The sequence below is a fragment of the Granulicella sp. L56 genome (assembly GCF_009765835.1).
Classification (GTDB): Bacteria; Acidobacteriota; Terriglobia; order Terriglobales; family Acidobacteriaceae; genus Edaphobacter.
In genome coordinates this window covers 791,447-804,715 of sequence record NZ_LMUS01000001.1, presented here as the reverse complement: position 1 = coordinate 804,715, position 13,269 = coordinate 791,447, and the positions used below count along the sequence as shown (strand labels likewise).

The window sequence follows — 13,269 nt, the reverse complement described above, 5'->3', positions numbered from 1 at the left end:
GCTACATCACCGGTCAGTCGATCTCCGTCGATGGTGGCTATGTCATGCGGTAGAGGAAGCGAGATGGCTGAGTCAATACCAAACGGTGCAGCCAGTCACATGGAAGGGTACGAAGCTTATCTCCTGATAAATGCGAACAGCTTCCATATTGGCCCCGAATGAGGTCATAAAGATTTACCCGCTGTGCCTGATGCGGGAAATGGATGCGGGAGAAGTATCTGGCACAGCTTATTGGACAGAGGTATTGATGATGAAGTCAAAGCTAGCCTGGGCAAAATTTTGTTCCGAGTTCAAGACCGAGTCATGCACCTATTAATCTTGACATGAATATTTGAAGTCGCTATGGTTAGCTAGATCATGATGGATTTTATTCATATCGAGCGCCATGCGCATGTATCAGAGTCGACTCCCCGTCGCTTCTGTTGTCGCTGTTGCTAAAATCTCCCCCCCGACAAACTAACTGAGATCTTTGCCAGGCCGCTGTGTCGCATGGTGCCATCAGCCATCTCCGTCAAGTACTAGTCCTTTATTAGCAGTGCTCTGCAATCAAGATTGAACTATTCCCTTATTTACTCTTCAAGGTCTGAGGCAATGAATCTAAAATCGAATGCTTCTGCGGCTAAATTCCGCTTTCTGGCTTTTATAGCCATTGTCATTATCGGCTTTCTGCTGAACTCGTTTAATGCGAATGCCCAACTCTCCTCGGCTGCGGTCAATGGTACGGTACGGGATACAACTGGGGCGGTGATCGAAGGTGCCAAGGTCAGCCTGCGCGAGGTATCCACGGGCAGAGAGCGGACGGCAGAATCCAATTCGACAGGTAATTATGCTTTCGTCGATGTAGCTCCTGGTACCTATGTTTTGGAAGTTGCCAAGCCGGGATTTTCCGTCGCAAAGCAGAGCACATTCGCGCTTCATGTGAATCAAACCGCGGCGTTCAACTTCTCATTGGCAGTAGGTTCTCAGGTGCAACAAGTGACGGTTGAAGCGGCCTCGGCTCAACTGGAAACGTCGACCGCAAATCTTGGCACCGTCATCAATGGAACAGCGGTGAACTCTTTGCCGCTGAACGGAAGGAACTTTACGCAACTGCTGACACTTACTCCGGGATCAAGCAGAGCAGATACCGGGCAAGGCTCAGGTGGCGGAAATGCGATTCTGATTGGCTCATTTGGCTTCCCGGCAGTGAATGGACAGATGAACCGAAGCAATCTCTTTCTGCTTGACGGAATCACCGATCAGCAATTCTGGTTCAGCGAATATGCTGTACCGCCCATTGTCGATTCGATCGACGAATTTAAAGTTCAGTCGCATAACGACCAGAGCCAGTTTGGCGGGGTAATGGGTGGAATCGTCAATGTTGTCACCAAGTCAGGTTCAAACCAATTTCACGGAGATGCGTGGGAATTTCTGCGGAATGATGCATTTGATGCGAGCAATCCGCTGCTTGCCTCAAAGACTCCTCTGAAGCAAAGTGTCTATGGGGTTACGATTGGCGGCCCAGTTCTATTTCCGCACTACTACAACGGAAGGAACCGTACTTTCTTTTTTGGCGCATATGAGGGCAGCAATATCAATTCCGCCAGCGAGAAACTTTATAACGTTCCCACGCAAGCTGAATTGAACGGAGATTTCAGCGCAATCGGACAGCAACTCTACAACCCATATACAACCACTGCGGATCCGAATAAACCAGGAAGCTATCTGCGCACGCCTTTCGCAAACAACAACATCTCGTCAGCAATCGATCCTACGATGTTGGCGCTCGTTAAGCAGATGTATCCTGCGCCAGTTCCTCTTGTCTCCGGATTCAACGGCGTCGATACCACTCCTACCCTAACTCGGCAGAATAACTATAGCTTGCGGTTGGATCATGAGATCACTCAGTCAAATTTGATTTGGGCACGACTCAGCCAGTTTCATGCGACTCAGACCGGCTCCGGAGGGTTTCAAGGACTGGTTTCCGATAATATCAGCGATGGGCAGAACTGGGGCGTAGGTTATCTCCACACTTTCGGCCCTTCCGCTACGCTTCAGCTATCCGCTGGGCACGTCTGGCAAAATTTTGCTACCGCGACAGCATTTACGGGCTCAGTTTCTGCTGATGGTTTCAATCAATTTTTTGCTTGTGGTTATCTCGGACCCCTTCCTTGCCAGATCCCGGTGATCGCGGTTACCGGCTATGCGGGCGGAGGACCCAGCTACCTCAATGATAATGATGGCGATATTTATGAGTGGAAAGGCGACTTTACAAAACTCGCGGGTCATCATACATGGCAATTCGGCGCCAGCATAAGCCGCAACGATGAAAGCGTCCTGAATGCCAATGGCAATCTTGGCTTTTCAGCTTTTCAGACCTCTAATCTTGAGAACCAGACAAACACCGGCAATGCGTTGGCGTCGTTTCTCATCGGTGCTCCCACAACCGGGGAACGCAGGAATAACCTCAAGCTTCCAAAGGGCGGATGGGTCAATGCCGTCTATGTTGGCGATCAATGGAAACTCACCTCCAGGCTAACCCTGAATATTGGGCTGCGGTATGACTGGGACATCATGCCCACGTTGGCGCCCAATTCAACTCAATCAAACCTGACGGGTGCGCTGAATCTACGCAACGGGACCTACATTCTCACTAAAGCGACTGCGGGCCTCGGATCCTGCGCCGAACTCAAGGCCGCGCCCTGCATTCCGGGTGGCACGCTTCCTGCGCACGTCATTCAAGGAACAAGTAATCGTCTGATCAACAACCAAGTTGATAATATTCAGCCTCGTTTGGGCCTCGCGTATCAAATAGATTCTCGGCGTGTTCTGCATCTTTCCTATGCCAGGGTTTACGACGATTGGTCCGGCATTATGCAGATGACGCAGAATGAAGGTGCTCTATGGCCGTCATTCGGGTTGGATATCACGAACAATCTGAATTCCACCAACATCACCACAACAGCAGAGAATCCGCTCAACTTGCCAGAGGGACAAACTCATACACTGCCGAATGACACTCCATTTACGCAATCTGCAAACTTCATCGCTCCATATTTGAAAAATCCTTACTCGGATCAATGGAATGTAGGTGTTCAGCAACAGCTTGGACCAAAGACGGCATTGACTCTTAATTACGTGGGTTCTCGTAGCACGCACCTGCCGTGCTGCGGCTATTTCAATGTTGCAGTTACACCTGGACCTGGTACTCCCCAAAGCCGTGCCCCCTTTCCCTATATCACCCCAACTCAATATGAACAAAGCAACGGATCGAGCAGCTACAACGCCCTGCAAGTACAAGTTGACCGAAAGATGTCGTCTGGGCTGGCCTATACGATCAATTACACATGGTCGAAGACTATCGATGTAGCCTGCGACGGTTATTTCGGTGCGGAGGGATGCTTTATCCGCAACCCGTATGACCCCGCGGCTGACCGCAGCGTTGCCGGCTTTGATCTGCCGCAGATGGTTACTGCAAGCTTGACCTATCTGTTGCCCTTTGGCTCAGGTCAGAGATTTCAAACAGGGAACCGCATCACGGACACGATCGTAGGCGGATGGCAGGTCAATGCGATTACAACCTTAACCTCCGGGACACCATATACGGTCTCCTACTCAGGCGACGTTGCGAATACCGGGAACACTTATCAGGGAGTGAACCTGGTGGGGATACCGCATTTGGCAAATCCGTCAGTGGCTAAGTGGTTTAATACAGCGGCATTTCAAGCCCCGGCTCAATATACCTATGGAGATTTAGGCAGGAATACCATGCGTTCGGATTGGTATCGGGATGTGGACTTGTCCGTCTTTCGCAGATTTGCGATCAAACAGACGCAGACGGAGTTTCGTGCCGAAGCATTCAACCTTACCAATACACCGGTCTGGGGAACTCCAACCGCAACTTTGAATAGCACGACGTTTGGCAAAGTCTCTGGAACCGCAAGTACGCAGCGCGAGCTACAACTGGCCCTGAAAATCTCCTTCTAATTCGGTCAGAGGAGAGAGGTCATTCAGAATTCAGAGATTAACTTCAGGGGGACAAGATCAGTGGATCGGCGTGAATTTATTGAGTTGATGACTGCGGGAGTTGCCGCCAGCACTGTGGCTTCCCCCCTTGCATTCGGACAGGAAGGTAATCCATCTTCGAAGCCAAATTTTCTATTCATTATTGCGGATGATTTGATGTTTCGTACCATCCATAGTCTAAACAATCCAGAGATCCATACACCGAACTTAGACCGCTTGGCGGTTTCAGGAACTGCGTTCACCCATTGCTTTCACCAGGGCTCATGGAGCGGAGCGGTATGCCTCCCCAGTCGCACCATGTTGAATAGCGGACTTACCGCCTTTCATGCACAGGAGGGAATCGATGAAGTGCCAACCTGGGGGCAGACGTTGGGAAACGCCGGATACGACACTTATATCTGTGGCAAGTGGCATCTTGATCCAACTGTTTTGCAGCGCAGCTTTAAGGAAATGGGGCCGATTGGGCCAGGCATGTTAACTTCCACGCCAGAGGGTGGGGCTGCTTATGACCGTCCGCGCTCAAAAGATGACTGGCAGCCCTGGGATGAATCCCTTAAAGGACATTGGCTTCAGACCTCTCTTTGGAAGAACCAGACTCCCGACAAAATTGAACATGAGGCTGCGCTCTATAGCGATTGCTTTATCGACCATCTACTGAATAAAGCGGCAAAGCGCAACAATCCGTTCTTTATGTATCTGGGCTTCAATGCTCCCCACGACCCTCGTCAGGCACCGAAGGAGTATTTGGATCTCTATCCGCAAGACAAGATTCAGGTTCCGCCCAATTTCCTTCCTGAGCATCCTTTCGATCAGGGCGATTACAAGATCCGAGACGAAGTATTGGCGCCATTTCCCAGAACTCCAGCAGCCATACAACTGCATCGTCGGGAATATTATGCGCTGATTACTTACATGGATTATCAGATCGGGAGAATTTTGGATGCGCTGCAGAAGTCCGGAAAAGCTTCGAACACCTACGTTATCTTAACTGCCGACCATGGATTATGTGTAGGCGAGCACGGATTGCTGGGCAAGCAGAACATGTATGACGCCAGTGTCAGGATGCCTCTGCTCATATCCGGTCCTGGAGTTCCTGCTGGCAAAAGGGTCGATGAATTGGTGTACCAGCACAGTATGTATGCCACGACCTGCGAACTGGCTGGAATCTCCGCTCCGCCCACCGTCCAATTTCCCAGTTTAGTGCCGCTTCTACACGGCGGGAATCAGCCGGTTCACGACGCAGTGTTCAGCTACTATAGGGATTTCCAGCGGATGGTACGAACAAAGACGCACAAGCTTATTGCGTATCCAGAGATTCAAAGAGTTCAGTTATTCGATATCGAACATGATCCCTGGGAGATGCATGATCTGTCTAACGATCCAGCATCGGCTGAGGTCAAGGCTGATCTTCTGTACCAGCTAAAGGAGTTACAACAGGGGCTCGGTGATACGTTGGAACTCAAGGTGTAGAAAGGCTCCTTGTCGCCAAGGAGCTTATATTGTCAGACTATAAGGATGAGCTCTACACGATGAATCAAAAGACAAACGGCTGCTGCTGTACGCCTTCGTCGAATCGGCAACCGGATGCGTTTCCTGCAGCGAAGACTTTAGCCGCCTCTGGACAGATAGATACAGATACTCGTTCTCGCATGGTTGCTTTGCCGGGCGGCACTTTTTTAATGGGCACGGATTTTGCGGAAGGATTTCCGGGAGATGGTGAAGGACCTGTGCGCCCGGTTACGTTGCGACCTTTCTCCATCGATCGCTATCCGGTGACTAACCGGATTTTCCGCCAGTTCGTAGAGGCGACTGGGTATCGTACTGACGCGGAACGCTATGGCTGGTCCTTTGTCTTTTGGCTGCACATTCCGCGCGTGAGATTCAACCAGATGGTCGCGGCCAGAGTTCCGGCTGCGCCCTGGTGGTGCAAAGTCCCCGGTGCGAAATGGGACACCCCTGAAGGGCCAGAATCGAATGTTTCCACGCGTGCAGACCATCCTGCCGTCCATGTTTCGTGGAATGATGCAGCCGCATTTACTCAGTGGTCAAGACAGCGTTTGCCTACGGAAGCTGAATGGGAATATGCCGCTCGCGGAGGGCTGGAACAAAAACTCTATCCGTGGGGAGACAAACTGCGGCCAAACGGAGAACATCTCTGCAACATCTGGCAGGGTGAATTTCCGAACGGCGATACGGCTGAAGATGGCTATTCGGGGACTTGCCCAATAGAGGCGTTCCCGCCAAATGGCTACGGACTCTATTCGATGACCGGCAACGTTTGGGAGTGGTGTGCCGACTGGTTTAGCGCTCACTTTCATGTATCGGAAGATGGTGATAATCCAAAAGGGCCAACTGACGGCACCGGACGGGTGACTAAGGGAGGATCATTCCTTTGCCATAAATCCTATTGCAACCGTTATCGTGTTGCAGCGCGGACTTCGAATACACCTGATAGCTCTACCTCAAACATGGGATTTCGCTGCGCGCTCTGAGGGCAAGCCTGGCAGAACCTTGCCTGGGTTATCCTCTGGTTGAGTCTATAGGCTCGCAGGAAAATGATATTAAAATCGTCAATTAAGATTTATGGTAATGATAAAATCACTAATTGTGATTGTTATTGCCTTAATGAGAAAGTTTATTGACATACCAAGGCATGTCGAACGAGGGTTGGCCTTGATTCCTCAGACTTTAATTACTAATTAGCTCTTGGGTTCAGTTGGGGGGTGTGATGGGTCTTCTTACAGCGGATTCTGATGGTTGTTGTTGCACGTGGCGCGCGGCTATGAACCGACGCACCTTTTTCGCCCCTTTCAGTATTAATGTCCGTCCCTGCTGTCTTTCACTATCGTCAGTCTACGAGAGTTCGACTCGCGCGCGAACCGCAGGGGTTCTGTCGGACAGGCTCGATATCTCTATTGCTGTGGACTCTCAGGCATGGTGCTGGCTATGAGCGGGTTTCATAACTACGATCTGAACCCGGTGATTCACCTGCCAGCTTATGGCGAGCAGGATTGCCTCGAAGGCTGGAATGAAGTTACGGCCCGCATTCGGGAGAGCCTCCCATCGACGGGCAAGTACACGATTGCGATTGAGTGCTATCCGGGCGTGATGCTTGATGCGCTGCTAAGAAAGATTGCTACGGCATTCCCCCTCTGCACCATTCTGAATGTAGAAGATGCGTACAGCGATGCTGCGGTCTTGCGAGAACAATTTCGGGAGACATTCACGACGGACCCGGTTTTCGGAAGGATGCGACCCTGGCCGATTACGAGCTATTTTGATGAGCAGCGCACAGCAGAGTTGAAAGGCAAAATTGAGCAGAGTGCATCGGTGGCATTTCTTATTGGTGCTGGCACGCAACAGATCATTGCGCATCCGGATCTGCTTGTCCATGCGAACGTAACGCGATGGGAACTGCAGAAGCGTCAACGCAGCAAAAGCATTTGCAATCTTGGGCTGCAGAACTATGAGGATTCTGCGCAACTCATGTACAAGAACGCATACTTTCTCGAGTGGAGAGTTGCGGATGAGATGCGCCATGCTCTCTATGGAAAGGTCGACTACTTTCTCGACCTGGACGACCAGGACGTTCCCCGAATGGTGAAAGGGGATGTACTGCGTGAGGCTGTTGCAATGGTAGTCACACAACCTTTCCGGGTGGTACCGTTTTTCGATCCGGGGCCGTGGGGAGGCTCCTGGATGATGCGGACGTTCGATCTCCCGCAGAATGTTCCGAATTATGCATGGTGTTTCGACTGCGTTCCCGAAGAGAATGGCGCCACACTGGGCTTTGGGTCGCGGCGATTCCAGCTTCCAGCAATTCTGTTGGTGCACGAGCAGCCAATAGCGCTGTTAGGAGAGGCGATCTATAAGTACTTCGGTGCGGAATTTCCCATCCGGTTTGATTTGCTGGACACGGTGGGAGGCTCGAATCTCTCACTGCAAGTGCATCCTTTGCGCGAATATATCCAGCAGCATTTCGGGATTCCCTATACACAGGATGAGAGCTACTACATTCTTGATCAATGCGGCGACTCGCAGGTTTACCTGGGCATTCGTACCGGAGCGGAGCGCGATGATATGCGCAAGGATCTGGAAGAGGCTCAGGCAGGAGGACCTCCTTTCCCCGCTGAGCGCTATGTCAATCTATGGCCGACCCACAAGCATGATCATTTTTCCATCCCGGCGGGGACGGTTCACTGTTCGGGCCGAGATACTTTAGTGCTTGAGATCAGTGCCACGCCCTATATTTTTACGTTCAAGCTATGGGACTGGGGCCGTCTCGGGTTAGACGGCAGGGCGCGTCCGATCCATCTTGAACATGGCCTTGCCAATATCCAATGGAACCGCGATACAGAGTGGGTGAGCAGGGAACTGCTGAACCAAACCGAGCCTGTTTCAACAGGCGATGGTTGGCGCGAGGAGCGAACGGGGCTCCATCACACTCAGTTTCTTGAGACGCGCCGCACATGGTTTACAAAAGCAGTGACGCACAATACAGAAGGGAATCTGCATGTCCTGAATCTCGTCGAAGGAGAAGCTGTCAGTGTGGAAAGTCCCAACAGCGAATTTCCACCGGTCGAGATCCACTACGCGGAAACCTTTATTGTGCCAGCCTCGGTTGGCGCCTATACCATTCGGCCACTAGGCAAGACGAACCAACCATCGGCAATTATCCGAGCGTATCTGCGCAACATCGATTAATGATGAGCTCACGCCACGATTACGGTGATTCCAAGTTTTTCAAACGGTGCAATCGCTTCTGCGGTTGCACCGTTGTCAGTGATCAGGCAGTCAATTTCAGATGTTTTGCATAGAAGCCATTTGCTGACTGTGCCCAGCTTGCTTCGGTCAGCAACGACGACTTTCTTTTTAGAGTGCTGAGCCAACTTGCGAAGCACCTCGGCTTCTGCCGGATTCGTGCAGGTCAAGCCTTGCTGTGCATCAATTCCGTCCACTCCGATAAACATGATGTCCGCGAAGAGCATCTCGGTTGCAGCATTTGCAAGGGGGCCGAGCAAGGTAAACCAGTTTCCGCGCAAGATGCCTCCCGTCACGATGACTTCGATGTCTTTGCGGTTGCTGAGTTCCATCGCGACGTTGATTGTATTGGTGATGATTGAAATGTCGCTGAGCACCTTCAGGCTTCGAACAACTTCGGTGGTTGTTGTGCCGCCGCTCAATGCAATGGTTTGCCCTGTCTTAACCAGTTCTGCCGCGGCACGCGCGATGCGCCGTTTTTCTTCGGCAAAGCTGGCAATTTTGTCCTGGAAGGATGCGTCGTGGCGGAAGGGCTCATAAAAGAGTGGCCCGATTGGCACAGCGCCTCCGCGAACGCGCTTGAGCAGCGACCGGTTTTCGAGGTCCTCAAGGTCGCGCCGGATGGTCGCAATCGAAGCTCCCAACTCGGAACGAAGATGATCAATGGAGATGCTGCCAGTCGCTTGAAGGTTGCGAAGAATGAATTCCTGCCTTGCGACCAAATTATCTGTCTTATTCGCCATAAAGGGAGCATACCAAAGGGCAATTGCGATCAAATGTTCGATTCTCGGTTTCAAAAATGCTACTTACGGCTGGCGAGATCAATTCTCGCAAAGCGCGAGCAGACAGCCAGATAGGGGAATTAACCGAGGCGATGGCCGACGGGACGTGCAGACGTTGTTTTCAGGTAGAACAATGTGTAGTTTGTATGTCTCATCTATCATGAAGTTTAAATCATTAAATATGATTGCAATATGGACAATCAATCTTTTGATGGAGTAGTATTCGTTCGGTATTGATGTCGTGGTTTTGTTCGCTGCGGTTGACGGAAACGGACGACAAATAAAATTGCTTGTAAAGATTGTATACAGTATGCAAATTAACTCTGAGAGATACAGATATTCGTGCATAGCAAAACTCGGAATTATGGGAGGCATCAGATGATGAAAAGAGTCGCTTTACTAATTTTGATTAGCTGTTCCTTCGTGCTCTGCGCGCCAGCACAGACCACGAACGGGCTCATAACCGGCACCGTGACAGACCCAAGCGGGGCGGTCGTGCCGAATTCTCAGATCGAGATCACAAACCAGGGAACCGGCATAAAGAGAGCCACGGCGAGCGGGCCGGATGGGCACTACATTGTGCCTCAGGTGGCTCCTGGAGTTTACGACATTGTTGTAACGACGGCGGGCTTCGGCCAGCAAAACCAACGGAACGTTCAGTTGGAGGTCAACCAAAGCCTCACGCTGGATTTCAAGCTGGGGTTAGCGTCTGCTGCACAGACTGTGCAGGTCACGACCGCTCCTCCGATGCTGAACACGACTTCCGCGACCCTGACGAATGTCGTGAATCATGAGGAAACTATTGATCTGCCGCTGAACGGACGCGAGTTCACGCAACTGGCCCTGCTGTCTCCGGGAGCATCGCCCGTGGAAAATGGCCAGCAGAGCGGCTTTGTGGTTGCACTCGGTGCTGGTGGAATCAGTCCATCCATGAATGGACAGCGCGGCGAGCAGAACAACTTCACGATGGACGGTATCCTGAACAACCAGATTTACACGAATACCTGGGTGATCGCGCCTCCGCCGGATGCCATCCAGGAGTTCAACGTTCAGTCGCATATCACCGATGCACAGTTTTCCATCAGTAGCGGCGCGAACATCAACGTTGCGACGCGCTCCGGAACGAACACGTTTCACGGCGCTCTTTGGGAATTTTTCCGAAACGATGCGCTCGATGCGCAGACCTACCCCGATGTAACCAGGCTGCCTTATCGGCAGAATCAGTACGGGGTTTATTTTGGCGGTCCTGTCATGCTGCCGAAGGTGGTCAACGGAAAGAACAATACCTGGTTCTCGTTGTACTGGGAAGGGTTTCGCTCTGCTCAAACGTCAAGCCGTTTAGCGAGCGTTCTGACTCCTGACATGATCGCGGGGAATTTCTCTTCGGTGCTTGGCAGCCAGATAGGAACAGATAGCCTGGGGCGTCCTGAATATTCAGGCGAAATCTATGATCCGGAGACCAGCAGACCAGACCCAAACAATCCGGGAGAATATCTGCGCGATCCCTTCCAGGGCAACGCAGTTCCCACTGGCCGAATCAATCAGGCCAGTCTGCTCTATCTCCAGAAGTACTATCCAAAGCCGAATCTTAATGTTGCTGACAATGTTTTTCCTAATTACCAATTTTCGGGAGCAAGCAACACTGCCAGCGACGTTTTTGGAATTCGATTGGACCACCAACTTACCCCAAATGACATCATCTTTGCGCGGTTCAATCGCTCGAAGCAGACGCTCACCACGCCGGAGAGTCTACCGACGTATTCGCATTTACTCATTAACTATGGGCAGCAGGCAGCGCTTGGATATACCCACGTATTCAATCCTAAGACGATTTTGAACTTCCGGTATGGGTATTCCTACATCAACTATGACGACACCGACGAGGCCGCCGGAACCACCTTTGCTCAATCGATCAATTCGACAGATGCCTTCCCGGTCCACGACGGAGTACAGTTGGCTCCGGCGCTGAGCATCGCAAACGGATTTACTGGAACGAGCCAGTTTGCGGTTCCTCTTGGCCCCATGGAAGCGATGGACTATCACGTCGATTTATCAAAGGTAGTCTCGAATCATACTTTGGGTGTGGGAGGGATGTATTATCACCTTCGCAGTTACGATGACGGCTGGCAGGCTGGCGCAAACTTCACGCAGAATGCCACCTCTCAGGATGGTACGGCAGGACCGACGGGCTATGGCGGAGCCAGCTTCCTGCTTGGGGCGCTGGATAGTTATACCCCATGGCTTGGGAACACCGGAGCAGATCAAACCATAAACTGGTACGGTTTCTATGCTCAGGATCAATGGCAGGCTACGAAGAAGCTTGTGCTGACTGCGGGAATTCGCTGGGACTACGTCAGTCCGCCGAACTATCACAAAATTGTTTCCGGCTTGAATGTCTTGAACGGGCAGTTTATTGTTACAGGGGCTGTGCCTCCCAGCATTCCTGAGGCTAATGGACCTCGGGGATTCTTCAATCCCCAATACAACGGATGGGAACCCCGCTTTGGGCTTGTTTATCAGTTCACGGATCGCACGGTCCTGCATGGCGCATTTGCAATGTTGGACGATCACAACAACACACTCATCCAGGAAAATCAGAACATCCGTTTGTCATGGCCCAGTGGCGTTGCGGCGAATCTAACCAGCTTGGATCTTGGGATTCCGACCACGTATTTGGATAATCTTCCACCTGCGTCATCACTGCTGGGAGGGCTGGCTCCTTATGCGAGCTACGGAGCCGATCCCGACAACAAAATCCCATATGTGCTGGAGTACAACCTTGGAGTACAACAGCAACTGTCGGCGTCGACTACGTTGAAACTGGATTACGTTGGTTCGCTGGGACGGCATCAATATATTGTGCCGGAAGCAAACACGGCACTCTATCCGGGAGCTGGGCCAGTGCTTGCCCGTGAACCGTTCCCCCAATATGGAGGTCCATTCTCGTTTTCATGGAACGAAATGCCTTCGAGCTACAATTCGCTTCAGGCGCAACTGCAAAAGAGCTTAAGCAATGGATTACTTTTGCAGGCATCCTATACGTGGTCGAAGTCTCTGGACTGGCAATCGGATCCTTACACCAATTCGGAGCCGAATTTCTATAATCTGCATATGGACTGGGGCCCATCGGACTATAACAAAACGAACATGGTTGTTCTGACCGAGGTTTATCAATTGCCTTTCGGCCGAGACAAAGCATATCTGCATGGAACTAATAAATTGGTACAGGGCGTGGCAGGCGACTGGATGCTTGGTTCGATCGTTACGCTGAATTCCGGCTCGCCGTTCAATGTGTTAGCCGGCGGTGATATTGCCAATACGGGCTCACCCGGACAGCGCGCAGAAAGAACAAATGCTGCTCCTTATGCTGGCTCGGACTTTGTACAGTCACGGACAGATTGGATCAACAAGCTGGCATTTACTCAGCCTGCGCAATATACGTTCGGAAACGAACATCGAAATGATCTCGTCGGGCCGCGGTATGACAACTTCGATGTGAACTTATCGAAGAACTTCCCGCTGTTCGAGCATTCAACCCTTCAATTCCGGTCGGAGTTCTTCAATATCTTCAACCATACGAACCTCTCCAACCCCGACAACTCTATTACAGATGGGACGTTCGGCAAGATATTGAGCGCTACGGGTTCCGGGCGGCAGATACAATTTGCGCTGAAGGTATTGTTCTAACTGTAATTGGGCCGCCCTTTATAGGCGGCCCTTC

General features: G+C 51.4%; 6 protein-coding genes and 1 pseudogene. 5 read left to right on the top strand and 2 right to left on the bottom strand.

Features of this window, described 5'->3' with window-relative positions:
* Positions 1–591 precede the first annotated feature (591 nt).
* The 4 genes from GSQ81_RS03235 to GSQ81_RS03220 all read left to right on the top strand — a co-directional run bounded on the left by GSQ81_RS03235 (position 592) and on the right by GSQ81_RS03220 (position 8,709).
* Positions 592–3,966: a TonB-dependent receptor gene (locus GSQ81_RS03235; protein WP_216846364.1), complete on the top strand. Its 3,375-nt coding sequence runs from the start codon at positions 592–594 to the stop codon at positions 3,964–3,966.
* Positions 3,967–4,026: 60 nt separating this feature from the next.
* On the top strand, positions 4,027–5,475 hold the full coding sequence (locus GSQ81_RS03230) for a sulfatase-like hydrolase/transferase (protein WP_158909268.1): 1,449 nt from the start codon (positions 4,027–4,029) through the stop codon (positions 5,473–5,475).
* Positions 5,476–5,504: 29 nt separating this feature from the next.
* On the top strand, positions 5,505–6,497 hold the full coding sequence (locus GSQ81_RS03225; protein ID WP_254059961.1) for a formylglycine-generating enzyme family protein: 993 nt from the start codon (positions 5,505–5,507) through the stop codon (positions 6,495–6,497).
* 454 nt (positions 6,498–6,951) lie between these two features.
* The gene (locus GSQ81_RS03220; protein WP_158909267.1) at positions 6,952–8,709 is read left to right on the top strand and encodes a class I mannose-6-phosphate isomerase; all 1,758 of its coding nucleotides are present in this window, start codon (positions 6,952–6,954) and stop codon (positions 8,707–8,709) included.
* Positions 8,710–8,717: 8 nt separating this feature from the next.
* On the opposite strand, the gene GSQ81_RS03215 is transcribed toward GSQ81_RS03220, so the two are convergent.
* Entirely contained in the window at positions 8,718–9,326 is a 609-nt protein-coding gene (locus GSQ81_RS03215; RefSeq protein ID WP_254059960.1) for a DeoR/GlpR family DNA-binding transcription regulator, read from the bottom strand.
* A 9-nt stretch (positions 9,327–9,335) separates the two neighbouring features.
* Positions 9,336–9,509: pseudogene (locus GSQ81_RS20300) on the bottom strand (DeoR family transcriptional regulator); the annotation flags it as partial.
* Positions 9,510–9,926: 417 nt separating this feature from the next.
* Between GSQ81_RS20300 and GSQ81_RS03210 the strand changes: the two are divergent.
* Complete coding sequence (locus GSQ81_RS03210) at positions 9,927–13,235, top strand: TonB-dependent receptor (protein ID WP_158909265.1); 3,309 nt, start codon at positions 9,927–9,929, stop codon at positions 13,233–13,235.
* Positions 13,236–13,269: the final 34 nt, after the last annotated feature.

Excerpts from the sequence above, each read along its gene's own strand:
- GSQ81_RS03235 (WP_216846364.1), top strand. The coding sequence starts at position 592 with ATGAATCTAAAATCGAATGCTTCTGCGGCTAAATTCCGCTTTCTGGCT.
- GSQ81_RS03220 (WP_158909267.1), top strand. The coding sequence starts at position 6,952 with ATGAGCGGGTTTCATAACTACGATCTGAACCCGGTGATTCACCTGCCA.
- GSQ81_RS03210 (WP_158909265.1), top strand. The coding sequence starts at position 9,927 with ATGATGAAAAGAGTCGCTTTACTAATTTTGATTAGCTGTTCCTTCGTG.